This is a genomic window from Pseudomonas sp. FG47 (genome assembly GCF_057809115.1).
The window spans coordinates 74226-90059 of record NZ_JBMDJI010000001.1 but is presented as its reverse complement, the minus strand read 5'-3'; the positions used below and the strand labels follow the sequence as shown (position 1 = coordinate 90059).

Genomic DNA, 15834 nt, shown 5'->3' with positions numbered 1-15834 from the left:
GGATCCAGCTATGAGTAGCGGACGTATCGTTCAAATCATCGGCGCCGTCATCGACGTGGAATTCCCACGTGATGCCGTGCCGAGTGTTTACAACGCGCTGAAAGTACAAGGCGCGGAAACCACCCTGGAAGTTCAGCAGCAGCTGGGCGACGGCGTGGTTCGTACCATTGCGATGGGCTCGACCGAAGGTCTGAAGCGCGGTCTGGATGTCGTCGACACCAAGGCTGCCATCTCGGTACCTGTCGGCAAGGCAACCCTGGGCCGTATCATGGACGTCCTGGGCAACCCGATCGACGAAGCCGGCCCGATCGGCGAAGAAGAGCGTCGCGGTATCCACCAGCCAGCGCCTTCGTTCTCGGACCAGGCAGGCGGCAACGACCTGCTGGAAACCGGCATCAAGGTTATCGACCTGGTCTGCCCGTTCGCCAAGGGTGGTAAGGTTGGTCTGTTCGGTGGTGCCGGCGTCGGCAAGACCGTCAACATGATGGAACTGATCCGTAACATCGCCATGGAACACAGCGGTTATTCCGTGTTCGCTGGTGTGGGTGAGCGTACTCGTGAGGGTAACGACTTCTACCACGAGATGAAGGACTCCAACGTTCTCGACAAGGTAGCTCTGGTCTACGGTCAGATGAACGAGCCACCAGGAAACCGTCTGCGCGTAGCGCTGACCGGCCTGACCATGGCTGAGAAGTTCCGTGACGAAGGTAACGACGTTCTGCTGTTCGTCGACAACATCTATCGTTACACCCTGGCCGGTACCGAAGTATCCGCACTGCTGGGCCGTATGCCTTCGGCAGTAGGTTACCAGCCGACCCTGGCCGAAGAGATGGGTGTTCTGCAAGAGCGCATCACTTCGACCAAGGAAGGTTCGATCACCTCCGTCCAGGCCGTATACGTACCTGCGGACGACCTGACCGACCCGTCGCCAGCGACCACCTTCGCCCACTTGGACGCCACCGTCGTTCTGTCCCGTGATATCGCTTCCCTGGGTATCTACCCAGCGGTCGACCCACTGGACTCGACTTCGCGCCAGCTGGACCCGAACGTGATCGGCACCGAGCACTACGAGACCGCTCGTGGCGTTCAGTATGTTCTGCAGCGCTACAAAGAGCTGAAGGACATCATCGCGATCCTGGGTATGGACGAACTGTCCGAAGCCGACAAGCAACTGGTTGCCCGCGCTCGTAAGATCCAGCGCTTCCTGTCGCAGCCGTTCTTCGTGGCCGAAGTCTTCACCGGCTCGCCAGGCAAGTACGTTTCGCTCAAGGACACCATCGCTGGCTTCAGCGGCATCCTCAAAGGTGACTACGACCACCTGCCAGAACAAGCGTTCTACATGGTCGGCAGCATCGACGAAGCGATCGAGAAAGCCAAGAAACTGTAATCCCGGCGCCCCGCAAGGGGCGCTAATCAGGTTGAGGCAAGCAGATGGCTATGACAGTCCATTGCGATATCGTCAGCGCGGAAGGAGAGATCTTTTCCGGCCTGGTCGAGATGGTAGTAGCGCACGGCAACCTGGGCGATCTTGGTATCGCTCCAGGCCACGCGCCGCTGATCACCAATCTCAAGCCTGGTCCGATCACGCTGACCAAGCAAGGTGGCGATCGTGAGGTGTTCTACATCTCCGGTGGTTTCCTCGAAGTGCAGCCGAACATGGTCAAGGTTCTTGCCGACACCGTGCAGCGCGCTGCCGACCTGGACGAAGCTCAGGCTCAGGAAGCCCTCAAGGCTGCTGAGAATGCTCTGAATGCGAAAAGCTCGGACTTCGACTACGGTGCTGCTGCCGCGCGTCTGGCCGAGGCTGCAGCTCAGCTGCGTACTGTCCAGCAATTGCGCAAAGGCAAGTAATTCGGCCCTGGCCGCTTACTTTCGCCGCGATTGAGTTAAAGGGTAGCCTCGGCTACCCTTTTTCTTTTTCTAAAAATTTCCTTTTTGGTCAGGTCCCTGACCGCCCAGGATTGGTAGCCAGTCAATGTCCCTCGATATCGTCATCCTCGCCGCCGGTCAAGGCACCCGCATGCGTTCGGCGCTGCCCAAGGTGCTGCACCCGATAGCCGGCAACTCCATGCTCGGCCATGTTATCCACAGCGCGCGCCAACTGCAGCCCAAGGGCATTCACGTGGTCATTGGCCATGGCGCCGAGCTGGTGCGCGAGCGCCTGGCTGCGGACGACCTGAATTTCGTCATGCAGGACAAGCAGCTGGGCACCGGCCATGCCGTGGCCCAGGCGCTGCCTGCCATTACCGCCGACACCGTGCTGGTGCTGTACGGCGATGTGCCGTTGATCGAGGTGCAAACCCTGCAGCGCCTGCTGGCCAAGGTCAGCGCCAGCCAGTTGGGCCTGTTGACCGTTAACCTGGCTGACCCCAGCGGTTATGGCCGGATCGTTCGAGATGCGCAGGGCCAGGTCACGGCGATCGTCGAGCACAAGGACGCCAGCGAGGCGCAGAAGGCGATCAAGGAAGGCAACACCGGCATCCTCGCCATGCCAGCGGCGCGCCTGGCCGACTGGATGGGACGCTTGTCCAACAACAATACCCAGGGCGAGTACTACCTGACCGATGTGATCGCCATGGCCGTGGCCGACGGCCTGGTGGTCGCCACCGAACAGCCCCACGACCCGATGGAAGTGCAAGGCGCCAATGACCGTCGCCAGTTGGCCGAGCTTGAGCGCCATTACCAGCTGCGCGAAGGCCGCCGTCTCATGGCCCAGGGCGTGACCCTGCGTGATCCGGCGCGCTTCGATGTGCGCGGCGAAGTGATCGTGGGCCGCGATGTGCTCATCGATATCAACGTGATCCTCGAAGGCCGGGTGGTCATCGAGGACGACGTGCAGATCGGCCCCAACTGCGTGATCAAGGACAGCACCTTGCGCAAGGGCGTGGTGATCGAGGCCAACAGCCATATCGAAGGCGCGGTGATGGGCGAGGGCAGCGATGCCGGTCCGTTCGCGCGCCTGCGTCCGGGTAGCGTGCTGGAGGCCCGTGCCCATGTGGGTAACTTCGTCGAGCTGAAGAACGCGCATCTGGGCGAGGGCGCCAAGGCCGGTCACCTGACCTACCTGGGCGATGCCGAGGTCGGTGCACGCACCAACATCGGTGCTGGCACCATCACCTGCAACTACGACGGCGCCAACAAGTTCCGCACGGTGATGGGCGAGGACGTGTTCATCGGCTCCAACAATTCGCTGGTGGCACCTGTGGAAATCCAGGCGGGGGCCACTACCGCGGCGGGCTCGACCATCACCCAGACGGTGGAAGCCGGCCAATTGGGCGTGGCCCGTGCGCGCCAGCGCAACATCGAAGGCTGGAAGCGGCCGGAGAAGATCAAGAAGAGCTGAGTTATCCACAGAACTTTCGATCGAAAGCCGGCTTATGTGAATAAGCCGGCTTTTTATTGGTTGCCGTATCGCGGTCCCTGTAGGAGCGGCCTTGTGTCGCGAAAGGGGCGCGTAGCGGCCCCAGGATCTCAGCGCCAAGGCAGAAATAGCTGGGGCCGCTTTGCGGCCCTTTCGCGACACAAGGCCGCTCCTACAGGGACCGTGTCAGTGCAGAGAAACTTGACGAATCGTTCATCTTAGGCTTTGATTGCACTACTTATCTTTCGAATCGAAACTTAAAGCCGAAATGTCGAAACGTAATACCCCCCAGCGCCGCCACAACATCCTGTCCTTGCTCAACGAGCAGGGCGAAGTGAGCGTCGATGCCCTGGCCAAGCGTTTCGAAACTTCCGAAGTGACCATTCGCAAGGACCTCGCAGCGCTGGAAGCCAACGGCTTGCTGCTGCGCCGCTATGGCGGCGCGGTGACCATGCCCCAGGAGCTGCTCGGCGACAACGTCCAGCCAGTGTCCCTGTACAAGCAGGCCATCGCCCGCGCGGCGGTGGGGCGCATTCGCGAACACGCGCGCATCATCATCGACAGTGGCAGCACCACGGCAGCGATGATCCCGCAGCTCGGGCGCCAGCCAGGGCTGGTGGTGATGACCAACTCGCTCAATGTGGCCCGGGCCATCAGCGAACAAGAGCACGAGCCGGTGCTGCTGATGACCGGCGGCACCTGGGACCCGCACTCGGAGTCGTTCCAGGGCCAGGTCGCCGAGCAGGTACTACGCTCATACGACTTCGATCAACTGTTCATCGGTGCCGATGGCATCGACCTGGAGCGTGGCACCACCACCTTCAACGAACTGCTGGGGTTGAGTCGGGTCATGGCCGAAGTGGCCCGCGAGGTGATCGTCATGGTCGAGTCGGACAAGGTCGGCCGCAAGATCCCCAACCTCGAGCTGCCCTGGGGCAGCGTCAATACCCTGATTACCGATGACCGCCTGCCCGTCGAGGCACGCGAGCGGATTCAAGCCCGCGGTATCAACCTTATCTGTGCCGCTATCAGCTAGGAGCAACAACCTATGTGTGGAATCGTCGGTGCCGTAGCCGAGCGTAATATCACAGCCATCCTCATCGAAGGCCTCAAGCGCCTGGAATACCGCGGTTATGACAGCGCCGGCCTGGCCGTGCTGACCGCGCAGGGCGGGCTTGAGCGTCGTCGCCGCATCGGCAAGGTCAGCGAGCTGGAGGCCGCCGTGGCCGCCGAGCCACTGGCCGGGCAACTGGGCATCGCCCATACCCGCTGGGCGACCCATGGCGCACCGACCGAGGGCAATGCCCACCCGCATTTTTCCGCCCAGGAAGTAGCGGTGGTGCACAACGGCATCATCGAGAACCACGAAGCGCTGCGTGAAGAGCTCAAGGGCCTGGGCTACGTGTTCAGTTCGCAGACCGACACCGAGGTGATCGTCCACCTGATCCATCACCTGCTCAAGAGCATCCCGGACCTGGCCGACGCGCTCAAGGCCGCGGTCAAGCGCCTGCACGGCGCCTACGGCCTGGCGGTGATCTGCGCCAGCCAGCCAGACCGCCTGGTCGCCGCCCGTAGCGGCAGCCCGTTGGTGATCGGCCTCGGTCTGGGTGAGAACTTCCTGGCCTCCGACCAGTTGGCCCTGCGCCAGGTCACCGACCGCTTCATGTACCTGGAAGAAGGCGACATCGCCGAGATCCGCCGTGAGCAGGTCAGCATCTGGGACCAGGCCGGTCGCCCGGTACAGCGCGAGACCGTGCAGTACCACGAAGGCGCCGAAGCCGCTGACAAGGGTGTGTACCGCCATTTCATGCTCAAGGAGATCCACGAACAGCCGAGCGTGGTGCAACGCACCCTCGAAGGCCGCTTGGGCAAGGATCACGTGATGGTCCAGGCCTTCGGCCCAAATGCCGCCGAGCTGTTCGCCAAGGTGCGCAACGTGCAGATCGTCGCCTGCGGCACCAGCTACCACGCCGGCATGGTCGCCCGTTACTGGCTCGAAAGCCTGGCCGGCATCCCGTGCCAGGTGGAAGTGGCCAGTGAATTCCGCTACCGCAAGGTGGTGGTGCAGCCGGACACCCTGTTCGTCTCCATTTCCCAGTCGGGCGAAACCGCCGATACCCTGGCGGCCCTGCGCAATGCCAAGGAGCTTGGCTTCCTTGGCAGCCTGGCGATCTGCAACGTCGGCATCAGCTCGCTGGTGCGAGAATCCGACCTGACCCTGCTGACCCTGGCCGGCCCGGAGATTGGCGTGGCCTCGACCAAGGCCTTCACCACCCAGCTGGTTTCCCTGATGCTGCTGACCCTGGCCCTTGGCCAGGTGCGCGGCACCTTGGCCGCCGGCGTCGAAGCCGAGCTGGTGGACGAATTGCGCCGCCTGCCGACTCGCCTGGGTGAAGCCCTGGCCATGGACGCTGTGGTCGAGAAGACCGCCGAGCTGTTCGCCGACAAGCACCACACCCTGTTCCTCGGCCGCGGCGCGCAATACCCGGTGGCGATGGAAGGTGCGCTCAAGCTCAAGGAAATCTCCTATATCCATGCCGAAGCCTACCCGGCCGGTGAGCTCAAGCATGGCCCGCTGGCGCTGGTAGACAGCGACATGCCGGTGGTCACCGTGGCGCCGAACAACGAGCTGCTGGAAAAGCTCAAGTCGAACCTGCAGGAAGTCCGCGCCCGCGGTGGTGAACTGGTGGTATTCGCCGACGAGCAGGCTGGCATGAGCAACGGCGAGGGCACCCACGTGATCAACGTTCCGCACATCAACGATGCGCTGGCGCCGATCCTCTACACCATCCCGCTGCAGCTGCTGTCGTACTACGTTGCCGTGCTCAAGGGCACCGACGTCGACCAGCCGCGCAACCTGGCCAAGTCGGTTACGGTGGAGTAACGCTGCGGCAGTGGTTGTGCCGTATAAATCACAACCCCCGGTCAGCCGGGGGTTTTTCTTTCTCAGGATGAGCAATAAAGATGTTGATGAAACTGGCGCCAAAAAGGCCGCGTAGCCTGCGCAAATTCTACCTGTCGATAGGCGCGACGCTGGTAATCATGGTGGTCGGACGCTATTTCGCGCTCGAGGCCGAGGAACAACGAGCCAAGCAGCAGTCGCAATGGATAGAACAGGTGTTGCAGGTGAACAGCACGCTGCCCAGGCAGATCGATGCAGTTACCCAGCTTGAGCGGGTCGAGTTCGTTTGGGGGGATACGTTCCTCTATGTATATCGGGTCGGACTGAGCGCCAAGCTGCCGTGGGAACGCCGTGCGAAGATGCAGGAGCGAGCCGGCCAGCAACTGGAACAACTGGCCTGCAAGGAGCCGAAAATGCTCGAAGCGATGCACAGGTTCAAGTTCCGCCAGAAACATCTCTATGTCGGGGACGAAGGAGGCGAGTTGTTCCACGTCGAGTTGCAGCCTGACAAGCTAGCCTGCGCGAACTGACGAGCGCCGTGATGTTCATCGCAAGCTCGTCGTTCTAGGAAAATTCTGTACGCCGTATCAGGCATGGATCAATGTTTTCCCCCGGTGTTTGCCCTAACGTCCCCCGACCCATCAGTCATCAAGGACGACAGGAAATGCAGACGCTGCAACGAAAGCACGATATCCAGCCATTGGAAGGCAATGAAATGACCCTCCTGGTCAATGGCCTGCCCGCGGTCGCCAGTGCCGGCGAAACCGTACTCAGCGTGCTCAACGCCGTTGGCCTGCGCCAGGTGGCGCGCAATGATCACGGCCAGCTTAGCGGTGCCTACTGTGGCATGGGCGTCTGCCATTGCTGCCTGGTCCAGATCGATGGCCGCCCCAAGCGGCGCGCCTGCCAGACCGTGGTGCGGCCCGGCATGCGTATCGAGACCGAGGTGAACCGCGTGCAAGAGGAGGCCCATTCATGAGCCTTCGTCCAGTGATCGTTGGCGGTGGTTCGGCCGGCATGGGCGCGGCCATCGAGTTGGCCGACCATGGTGTGGACTGCCTGCTGTTCGACGAGGCTTCCCGTCCCGGTGGCGTGGTCTATCGCGGCCCGCTGCGCGCCGGTGTCGACCTGGGCTACCTCGGGCCACGCTACACCAAGGCACTGAATAAACTGCACGAAGATTTCGCGGCGAGTGCCGCGCATGTCGACCTGCGTTTGAACCACCGGGTGGTCGGTGGTGACGATCAGCGCCTGATGGTGCTCGACGCCGACGAGCGCCTGCACGAGATCGAATACTCGCACCTGCTGCTGGCCGCCGGTTGCCACGAGCGCAACGTGCCGTTCCCCGGCTGGACCCTGCCTGGGGTGATCCTGCTCGGTGGCCTGCAGCTGCAGATCAAGAGCGGCGTGGTCAAGCCGCTGGGCAGCACCTTGATCGCCGGTACCGGGCCGCTGCTGCCGTTGGTGGCCTGCCAGTTGCACGCCGCTGGCGCCAAGGTCGCGGGGGTGTACGAAGCCTGCTCGTTCAACCGTATCGCCAAGGAAAGCCTGGCGCTGATGAACAAGCCGCAGCTGTTCCTCGATGGCCTGAGCATGCTTGCCTACATGAAGCTCAACGGCATCCCCATGCACTACGGCTGGGGCGTGGTGGGCGCCACTGGCGAGGATGAACTGCAAGAGGTCAGCGTCGCGCCCTACACCCAGGACTGGAAACCGGACATGTCCCGCGTCCAGCGTGAGCAGGTGCGTACCCTGGCGGTCGGCTACGGCTTCATTCCGCGAACCCAGCTCAGCCAGCAGTTGGGCCTGGAACATGGCTTCAGCGAAGACGGCTACCTGCGTGCCGAGTGCAACGTCTGGCAGCAGAGCAGCCGGCCGAACATCCACCTGGCTGGCGACATGGCCGGGATTCGCGGGGGCGAGGCGGCGATGCTCACCGGGCGAATCGCCGCGGTGTCGATGCTCCAGCAAATGGGCAAGCTCGATGCCGAGCAGGCCATCGAATTGCGTGAGCGCTACCTGGGCAAGCTGGCGGCGATCAAGCGCTTCCGCTCCGGGGTGGAGCGCTACACCGCCCGCGGCGCCGCGCAGGTCGAGCTGCCGCAAGCCGACACGGTGATCTGCCGGTGCGAGCACGTCACCCGTGAGCAGATCGACCTGGCCCTGGAGCAGGGCGTCGAGGACATGGCCAGCCTGAAGATGCGCACTCGGGTGAGCATGGGCGACTGCCAGGGCCGCATGTGCGTCGGCTACTGCAGCGATCGCCTGCGCAGCAGCACCGGGCGCAAGGATGTGGGTTGGCTGCGTCCGCGTTTCCCGGTCGACCCGATTCCGTTTTCCGCATTCGAACAACTGGGCACGGAGGCCTGAGCATGAACAAGACCTACGACATCATCATTGCCGGCGGTGGCGTGATCGGCGCGTCCTGCGCCTACCAACTGTCCAAGCGCGGCAACCTGAAGATCGCCCTGATCGACTGCAAGCGCCCGGGCAATGCCACCCGAGCCTCGGCCGGCGGGCTGTGGGCGATCGGCGAATCGGTGGGGCTGGGTTGCGGAGTGATCTTCTTTCGCATGATGTCTTCGCGCAACAAGCGCGAGGCCAACGGCGCGGCGGTGGTGGTCGACTCGAGCACCCCGCACATCCTGCCGGAATGCTTCTTCGACTTCGCCTTGCAGTCCAACGCGATTTATCCACAGCTGCACCAGGAGCTGATAGAGCGCCACGGCATGGACTTCAAGTTCGAGCGCACCGGCCTCAAGTACATCATCCAGGACGAAGAGGACCAGCTGTACGCCGAGCATATCGTCAAGCAGATCCCGCACCTGGCCGACCAGGTGCGCTGGCTCGACCGTGATGCGTTGCGCGCGTCGGAGTCGGCGGTGACCCTCAAGGCCAACGGCGCGCTGGAGTTCCTCTGCGATCACCAGGTCAGCCCGTTCCGCCTGGGCGATGCCTACATGGAGGCGGCGCGGCAGAACGGTGTCGACCTCTATCCCAACGTGAACATCACCGGCGTGCTGCATGAGGGGCCGCGGATCAAAGGCGTGCGCACCGCCGAGGCCGGCGAGTTCCACTGCCAGACACTGATCAATGCCGCTGGCGCCTGGGCGGCGGAACTGAGCGAATGGGCGACCGGGGAGAGCATCCCGGTAAAACCGGTGAAAGGCCAGATCGTGCTGACCGAGCGCTTGCCCAAGCTGCTCGATGGCTGCATCACCACCAGCGATTGCTACATGGCGCAGAAGGACAACGGTGAGATCCTGATCGGCAGTACCACCGAGGAGAAGGGCTTCGATGTCACCAACACCTTCCCGGAGATCAACGGGTTGGTGCAGGGGGCGATCCGCTGCGTGCCACAGCTGGCGCAGGTGAACCTCAAGCGCACCTGGGCCGGTCTGCGGCCTGGGTCACCGGACGAGCTGCCGATTCTCGGGCCTGTGGATAATATTCAAGGGTATTTCAACGCCTGTGGACATTTCCGTACCGGCATCCTCACCTCGGCAATTACCGGGGTGTTGCTCGATAAAGTTGTCCACAATGAGGCGTTGCCGCTGGATATCACGCCGTTCCTGGCGTCGCGCTTCCGTGAGGCTGTGGGTAAACAGCAAGCCCACGGCTGACGGGGCCGCTAGCAAGGTCGACGCCTATCCATCCGATAGGGACCGGCCTTGCTGGCGAAACAAGCACCACGGTAGTAGATGGCCACCGGCTGCGCCGGTGTTCGCCGGCAAGGCCGGCTCCTACACCGCAGTGCGAGACCTTGGATCAGATCTGCATCGCCTTGCCATCCACATTCATCGCTGCCTGGCGCAAGGCCTCGGAGCGGGTCGGGTGCGGGTGGCAGGTGAGGGCGATGTCTTCGGCCGAGGCCGAGAACTCCATGGCCACGCAGAACTCGCCGATCATCTCGCTCACGCTCGGACCGACCAGGTGCACGCCCAGCACTTCATCGGTCGTGGCATCGGCGATGACCTTGGCGAAGCCTTCGGTCTCGTGGTTGATCTTCGCCCGGCTGTTGGCGCTGAAGGGGAACTTGCCGACCTTGTAGGCACGGCCTTCGGCCTTGAGCTGCTCTTCGGTCTTGCCGACGCTGGCCAGTTCCGGGCGGGTATAGATGACGCCCGGGATGAGGTTGTAGTTGACCTCATGGGCCTTGCCGGCGATGCGCTCGATGCACGACACCGCTTCGTCTTCGGCCTTGTGTGCCAGCATCGGGCCGGAGGTGACGTCGCCGATCACCCAGATGCCCGGCACCGCGCTGCGGTGATGGTCGTTGGCGAGCATGCCGCGCTTGTCGGTTTCCAGCCCGGCGCTTTCCAGGTTCAGGCCCTGGGTGTAGGGGCGGCGGCCGATGGCTACCAGCACGTAGTCGGCCTGCAGGGTTTCGGCGGTACCACCGGCGGCGGGTTCCAGGGTCAGTGTGACGCCGTCGGCCGCGGCCGTGGCCTGGGTCACCTTGCTGCCGAGCTTGAAGGTCATGCCTTGCTTGGCCAGGGCTTTCTGCAGGGTCTTGGCGGTTTCTTCGTCGGTGCCAGGGCAGATACGGTCCAGATACTCGATCACCGTGACTTCGGCACCCAGGCGACGCCATACCGAACCCAGCTCCAGGCCGATCACCCCGGCACCGATGACGATCAGGTGCTTGGGCACCTGGGGCAGCGACAGGGCACCGGTGGAGTCGATGATGCGCTGGTTGTCGATGGTCACGCCAGGCAGCGGCGTAGGTTCCGAGCCAGTGGCGATGACGATGTCGTTGGCCTGCAAGGTGGTTTCGCTGCCATCCTCGGCCTTGACGATCACCTTGCCAACCCCGTCCAGGCGGCCCCAGCCCTTGATCCAGTCAACCTTGTTCTTGCGGAACAGGTATTCGATGCCCTTGGTCAGGCCAGTCACGCTTTCGTCTTTCTGCTTCATCATCTGGCTGAGGTTGAGGGTCGGCTTGACCTCGATCCCCAGGTGGGCGAACTCGTCGCCGCTGGCGGCCTCATACAGCTCGGAAGCGTGCAGCAATGCCTTGGACGGCATGCAACCGACGTTCAGGCAGGTACCGCCGAGGGTCGAGCGCCCCTCGACGCAGGCCACGCTCAGGCCCAGCTGGCCGGCGCGAATCGCCGCGTTGTAGCCGCCGGGGCCGCCGCCGATGATCACCACGTCATAGGATTTCATGGGTTTTACTCCGAGAGTGTGAGGAAGCGAAGAGGGCCACAAGGTTAATCTGCGCAAGCCAGATTGTATACAATCTGTTGTGCGCGGCGTTGCATCGGGCGCTAGACCATGGTCGCGATTAACGGAAACTTCCTACGAATGAACTACCCTGATCCGGTGGCGTCCGAAAATTAAGCTGCGGCGTCCGGTTTCAATGAAAGGGAGGGTCATGAATGCTTGCGCAACTTCCACCTGCGTTGCAGAGCTTGCACTTACCTTTGCGCGTCAAGCTGTGGGACGGCAACCAGTTCGATCTGGGGCCGAGCCCGCAAGTCACCATCGTGGTCAAGGAACCACAACTCATTACCCAGCTTACCCACCCCAATCTCAACGAGCTGGGATCAGCCTTCGTCGAGGGCAAGCTGGAGCTGGAAGGCGATATCGGCGAAGTCATCCGGGTTTGTGACGAGCTCAGCGATGCCTTGCTTCAAGATGAAGACGAGGCAGTGCCGGCACGCACTGCCCATGACAAGGCCACCGATGCCGAAGCCATTTCCTATCACTACGACCTGTCCAACGAGTTCTACCAACTGTGGCTCGATCCGGACATGGTCTATTCCTGTGCCTATTTCAAGGAGCCGGACAACACCCTGGCCCAGGCTCAGCAAGACAAGTTCGACCACCTGTGCCGCAAGCTGCGCCTGCAGGCTGGCGATTACCTGCTGGATGTCGGTTGTGGCTGGGGCGGGCTGGCGCGCTTCGCCGCTCGTGAGTACGGCGCCAAGGTATTCGGCATCACCTTGAGCAAAGAGCAGCTGAAGCTTGGTCGTCAACGGGTCCAGGACGAAGGCCTGGGTGACAAGGTCGAGCTGCAGATCCTCGACTACCGCGACCTGCCCCAGGATGGCCGCTTCGACAAAGTGGTCAGCGTCGGCATGTTCGAACATGTCGGCCACGCCAATCTCGAGTTGTACTGCAAACGGCTGTTCGGTGCCGTGCGCGAAGGCGGCTTGGTGATGAACCATGGCATCACTGCCAAGCATGTCGATGGCCGCCCTGTCGGCCGCGGCGCGGGCGACTTCATCGACCGCTATGTGTTCCCCCATGGCGAGCTGCCGCATATCTCGATGATCACTGCACGGATTTGTGAGGCGGGCCTGGAGGTGGTCGACGTCGAAAGCCTGCGGCTGCACTACGCCAAGACCCTCAACCATTGGAGCGAGAACTTGGAGAACCAGCTGCATCGCGCCGCCGCGCTAGTGCCGGAAAAGACCTTGCGTATCTGGCGCCTGTACCTGGCAGGTTGCGCCTACGCCTTCACCAAGGGCTGGATCAACCTGCACCAGATCCTCGCCGTGAAACCTTACGCCGACGGCCACCACGACCTGCCGTGGACCCGTGAGGACCTCTACCGCTAGCCGTTACAGAATCGGTGAAATCAGCCGTGCGATGCGCATTCCCAGTTGTTGCAGGCGGTGCGTGTCGCGGCTGTCCTCTGCGGTGATCTCCCTGGCCAGCTCGAAATCCCGCTCCAGCATCTGCTCGACCTGATCGGCGAAGGCGCGGTCCACGGTCAGCAGGGTGATCTCGAAATTCAGGCGGAACGAGCGGTTGTCCAGGTTGGCGCTGCCGATGGCGCTGATTTCGTCGTCCACCAGTACCACCTTCTGGTGCAGGAAGCCCGGTTGATACCTGAACATGCGCACCCCGGCACGGACTGCTTCGAAGGCGAACAGGCTGGAGGCGGCGTAGACGATGCGGTGGTCGGGGCGCGAGGGGATCAGGATGCGTACATCCACGCCGCGCAGCACCGCCAGGCGCAGGGCGGCGAAAATCGCCTCGTCAGGGATGAAATAGGGGCTGGTGATCCATACCCGTCGGCTGGCCGAATGGATCGCCTCGAGGAAGAACAGCGCGCAGGTTTCCTGGGGGTCGGCCGGGCCACTGGCCAGGGCCTGGCACAGCACGCCGTCCTCGGGGTAGGTGTCTGGCAGGATCAACGGTGGCAGCTGGCGCGTGGCCCAGTACCAGTCCTCGGCGAACGATTCTTGCAGGCAGGCCAGCACCGGGCCGCTGATTTGCACATGGGTGTCGCGCCATGGCGACAGCTTTGCGTGGGCGCCGAGATACTCGTCGCCGACATTGTGGCCACCGAGGAAACCCAGCAGGCCATCGACCACCACGATCTTGCGGTGGTTGCGGAAGTTGACCTGGAAGCGATTGAACAAGCCCCGGCGCGTGGCGAAGGCCTGGATCTGTACACCACCATCGCGCAGCGCCTGGCTGTAGCTGGCCGGCAGGGCATGGCTGCCGACCCGGTCATATAGCACGAACACCCGCACGCCTTCGGCAGCCTTGCTCAGCAGCAGTTGTTGCAACTCCCGGCCCAGGGCGTCGTCGTGGATGATGAAGAACTGCACTAGCACGGTATCGCGGGCGGCGCGGATCGCCGAGAAGATCGCCTCGAAGGTGGCCTCGCCGTCGATCAGCAACTTCACCTCGTTGTTGGCCAGGCACGGCATGCGGCCCAGCTTGGGCATCGCGCGCAGGGCCGCGTAGCTGTCCGACTCGCGGGCGGTGAGTGCTTCCTCCACCCAGGGCCGCCAGTTCAGGTTGGCCATGGCCACGTGCATTTCCTGGTTGGCCTGACGCCGCGCCTGGATGTAGGCATAGAAGGAACGGGCGCCGAACACCAGGTAGGGGATCAGGGTGAAGTAGGGAATGAACAGCAAGGACATGGCCCAGGCGATAGCACCCTGGGCGGTGCGCACGGTGAACACCGCGTGCAGCGCGGCGGCGATGCCGAGCAGGTGAATCAGGCCGAGCACGTAACCGAAGAAGTAGGGGCTGTGGTAATCCATACGCATCCTGCTTGCCGTGAGCACTGCCGCTAACAGACCACGTTCCAGGGGTCGCCTGCAACCTGCAGGCGATTTCGGCGTCTAACGGCTAGTCCGGCCAGAGCCGGTATTTTTTGGAGCTTTGACCCATGAAGATTCGCCTGCCATTGCTTGCCCTGATGTTCGGCCTGGGCAGCCCGCTGGTTCACGCGCAGATGCTGCAACCTGGCTTGTGGGAGTTGACCACCAGCAACATGCAGGTCGATGGCAAGCCACTGCCGGACATGGCTTTCATGCTCGGGCAGTTGAAGAACCTGCCACCTGAGCAACGGGCGATGATGGAAGGGGCATTGGCCAAGCAGGGCATCACCGTGGGCGGCAAGGGTGTGCGCTCCTGCCTGACCCCGGAGCAGGTCAAGACCGATGACATTCCGTTACAGGACCCGCAGTCGGGCTGCACGCAGAAGATCACCGAGCGCACGGGCAATGTCTGGAAATTCCAGTTCAGTTGCCCGAAAGCCCAGGGTCAAGGCCAGGCTACTTTCCTCAGTGATCGTGAGTTCCTGACCAAGGTCAATGGCACCTTCAATGCGTCCGGTGTGCAGCAGCAGGGCAGCATGGACACCCGGGCCGTGTGGTTGGGCAATGACTGCGGGGGCGTCAAACCTCGAAGTTGAGCGGCCTATGCCGAGCCATCGAGCCAGGCATAACGACTCTCGGCCACCGCATCGTGGGCATGCAGGCTCTCTGCATGTTCCACGCGCACGCTGAACCCCCGCACCCACTTCAGTTGACGCAGCGCCTGGTGCAGGCGCCGCGCGGCATCCTCGCAGAACATCAGGTTCTGGCCGTTGGCCAGGGCGAAGGCTTGTTCATCGGCGCGCTTTACCGCTGTCTGCACCGCAGTACCCAGTGCCGCCTCGGCGTGGTCGATCAGCTCCGCGAGCCTGATATCGTCCTCGGCAAGTCGCACCTGCAACTTGGCCAGGCTTCGCTGGCTATGGGGCGTGGCGACAATTCCGTTACTGCTGCCAAGCCACCGGCGAACCTCGTCCCGATTCAACGGCTGATCGGCAAAGTCTTTGTCGAACTGCGCCTGAATCAGTTGCCTGGCCAGCGCCGCCGAGCAAGGGCAGGTCGAGGAATAGGGAATGTGCACAGATAGTTCCACGTGGAACATTCCATTTTCCAAACGGGCATCCAGGCTCACCGGGTAGCGTTTCCAGCCGGACAGGGGGCTGACCAGCGCCGGTCGCTTGAGCAGATGATCGAAGGTCAGGCGCAGGTAGGCCCTGTGCGACAGGCCGGCGTGGCTGGCCAGAAACTGGTCGAGAATGTCGCGCAACCGTTGCGCTGCCAGTGCTTGGTGTTCAAGCGCCTCCAAGGCCAGGTACAGCCGTGACATATGTATGCCCCGCGAAGCGCCATCGTCGAGGCTTACGCCAGCATCGGCGTAGGCTGTCACGTTGCGCCCATCGATCAACAGCGGCAGGGCGATGCCGCACATGCCGACCCAGTCCAGAGCCAGGGTTTGCTGGCTGTTCTGGGCGGCGATATCGGGGAGGGTAAGGGTGGTCATGGAA

14 protein-coding genes are annotated in these 15834 nt (G+C 62.8%); 11 read left to right on the top strand and 3 right to left on the bottom strand.

The annotated features are described in order from the left end of the window. Positions 1-10: 10 nt before the first annotated feature. The 9 genes from atpD (at position 11) to hcnC (ending at position 9886) form a co-directional block, all read left to right on the top strand. On the top strand, positions 11-1387 hold the full coding sequence (atpD, locus tag ACODS5_RS00420; RefSeq protein ID WP_028690019.1) for a F0F1 ATP synthase subunit beta: 1377 nt from the start codon (positions 11-13) through the stop codon (positions 1385-1387). Between the two features lie 44 nt (positions 1388-1431). Further along, positions 1432-1851, top strand: coding sequence for a F0F1 ATP synthase subunit epsilon (locus ACODS5_RS00415; protein WP_011536500.1), 420 nt, complete (start codon positions 1432-1434; stop codon positions 1849-1851). Positions 1852-1975: 124 nt separating this feature from the next. Next, positions 1976-3343 carry a bifunctional UDP-N-acetylglucosamine diphosphorylase/glucosamine-1-phosphate N-acetyltransferase GlmU gene (glmU, locus tag ACODS5_RS00410; protein ID WP_489107649.1) on the top strand — a complete coding sequence of 456 codons (1368 nt, stop codon included), beginning with the start codon at positions 1976-1978 and terminating at the stop codon, positions 3341-3343. 286 nt (positions 3344-3629) lie between these two features. Next, positions 3630-4397 (top strand): DeoR/GlpR family DNA-binding transcription regulator, encoded by a 768-nt coding sequence (locus ACODS5_RS00405; RefSeq protein ID WP_489107648.1) that lies wholly within the window; start codon positions 3630-3632, stop codon positions 4395-4397. A 12-nt stretch (positions 4398-4409) separates the two neighbouring features. Further along, the gene (gene glmS / locus ACODS5_RS00400) at positions 4410-6245 is read left to right on the top strand and encodes a glutamine--fructose-6-phosphate transaminase (isomerizing) (protein WP_489107647.1); all 1836 of its coding nucleotides are present in this window, start codon (positions 4410-4412) and stop codon (positions 6243-6245) included. Positions 6246-6325: 80 nt separating this feature from the next. Continuing rightward, positions 6326-6793, top strand: coding sequence for a hypothetical protein (locus tag ACODS5_RS00395; RefSeq protein WP_489107646.1), 468 nt, complete (start codon positions 6326-6328; stop codon positions 6791-6793). A gap of 134 nt (positions 6794-6927) precedes the next feature. Continuing rightward, on the top strand, positions 6928-7242 hold the full coding sequence (hcnA, locus tag ACODS5_RS00390) for a cyanide-forming glycine dehydrogenase subunit HcnA (RefSeq protein ID WP_134689125.1): 315 nt from the start codon (positions 6928-6930) through the stop codon (positions 7240-7242). Then, positions 7239-8633, top strand: a complete 1395-nt coding sequence (gene hcnB, locus ACODS5_RS00385) for a cyanide-forming glycine dehydrogenase subunit HcnB (RefSeq protein WP_134689126.1) — start codon at positions 7239-7241, stop codon at positions 8631-8633. Before hcnA ends, hcnB begins: the two co-directional genes overlap by 4 nt. A 2-nt stretch (positions 8634-8635) precedes the next feature. Further along, positions 8636-9886 (top strand): cyanide-forming glycine dehydrogenase subunit HcnC, encoded by a 1251-nt coding sequence (gene hcnC, locus ACODS5_RS00380; protein WP_489107645.1) that lies wholly within the window; start codon positions 8636-8638, stop codon positions 9884-9886. Between the two features lie 145 nt (positions 9887-10031). Here hcnC and lpdA read toward each other — a convergent pair whose 3' ends face one another. Next, on the bottom strand, positions 10032-11432 hold the full coding sequence (gene lpdA / locus ACODS5_RS00375; RefSeq protein WP_489107644.1) for a dihydrolipoyl dehydrogenase: 1401 nt from the start codon (positions 11430-11432) through the stop codon (positions 10032-10034). 212 nt (positions 11433-11644) lie between these two features. On the opposite strand from lpdA, the gene cfaB reads away from it, so the two are divergent. Beyond that, the gene (cfaB, locus tag ACODS5_RS00370; protein ID WP_489107643.1) at positions 11645-12829 is read left to right on the top strand and encodes a C17 cyclopropane fatty acid synthase CfaB; all 1185 of its coding nucleotides are present in this window, start codon (positions 11645-11647) and stop codon (positions 12827-12829) included. A gap of 3 nt (positions 12830-12832) precedes the next feature. On the opposite strand, the gene cls is transcribed toward cfaB, so the two are convergent. After that, positions 12833-14272 (bottom strand): cardiolipin synthase, encoded by a 1440-nt coding sequence (gene cls / locus ACODS5_RS00365; RefSeq protein ID WP_489107642.1) that lies wholly within the window; start codon positions 14270-14272, stop codon positions 12833-12835. Positions 14273-14400: 128 nt separating this feature from the next. On the opposite strand from cls, the gene ACODS5_RS00360 reads away from it, so the two are divergent. After that, positions 14401-14928: a DUF3617 domain-containing protein gene (locus ACODS5_RS00360; protein WP_134689131.1), complete on the top strand. Its 528-nt coding sequence runs from the start codon at positions 14401-14403 to the stop codon at positions 14926-14928. Between the two features lie 5 nt (positions 14929-14933). On the opposite strand, the gene folE2 is transcribed toward ACODS5_RS00360, so the two are convergent. Then, positions 14934-15830, bottom strand: a complete 897-nt coding sequence (gene folE2, locus ACODS5_RS00355; protein WP_489107641.1) for a GTP cyclohydrolase FolE2 — start codon at positions 15828-15830, stop codon at positions 14934-14936. Positions 15831-15834: the final 4 nt, after the last annotated feature.

Coding starts and splice junctions, on each gene's coding strand:
- ACODS5_RS00405 (WP_489107648.1), top strand. CDS start 3,630: ATGTCGAAACGTAATACCCCCCAGCGCCGCCACAACATCCTGTCCTTG.
- folE2 (WP_489107641.1), bottom strand. CDS start 15,830: ATGACCACCCTTACCCTCCCCGATATCGCCGCCCAGAACAGCCAGCAA.
- glmS (WP_489107647.1), top strand. CDS start 4,410: ATGTGTGGAATCGTCGGTGCCGTAGCCGAGCGTAATATCACAGCCATC.
- ACODS5_RS00395 (WP_489107646.1), top strand. CDS start 6,326: ATGTTGATGAAACTGGCGCCAAAAAGGCCGCGTAGCCTGCGCAAATTC.
- hcnB (WP_134689126.1), top strand. CDS start 7,239: ATGAGCCTTCGTCCAGTGATCGTTGGCGGTGGTTCGGCCGGCATGGGC.
- cls (WP_489107642.1), bottom strand. CDS start 14,272: ATGGATTACCACAGCCCCTACTTCTTCGGTTACGTGCTCGGCCTGATT.
- lpdA (WP_489107644.1), bottom strand. CDS start 11,432: ATGAAATCCTATGACGTGGTGATCATCGGCGGCGGCCCCGGCGGCTAC.
- atpD (WP_028690019.1), top strand. CDS start 11: ATGAGTAGCGGACGTATCGTTCAAATCATCGGCGCCGTCATCGACGTG.
- hcnC (WP_489107645.1), top strand. CDS start 8,636: ATGAACAAGACCTACGACATCATCATTGCCGGCGGTGGCGTGATCGGC.
- glmU (WP_489107649.1), top strand. CDS start 1,976: ATGTCCCTCGATATCGTCATCCTCGCCGCCGGTCAAGGCACCCGCATG.
- ACODS5_RS00360 (WP_134689131.1), top strand. CDS start 14,401: ATGAAGATTCGCCTGCCATTGCTTGCCCTGATGTTCGGCCTGGGCAGC.
- hcnA (WP_134689125.1), top strand. CDS start 6,928: ATGCAGACGCTGCAACGAAAGCACGATATCCAGCCATTGGAAGGCAAT.
- ACODS5_RS00415 (WP_011536500.1), top strand. CDS start 1,432: ATGGCTATGACAGTCCATTGCGATATCGTCAGCGCGGAAGGAGAGATC.
- cfaB (WP_489107643.1), top strand. CDS start 11,645: ATGCTTGCGCAACTTCCACCTGCGTTGCAGAGCTTGCACTTACCTTTG.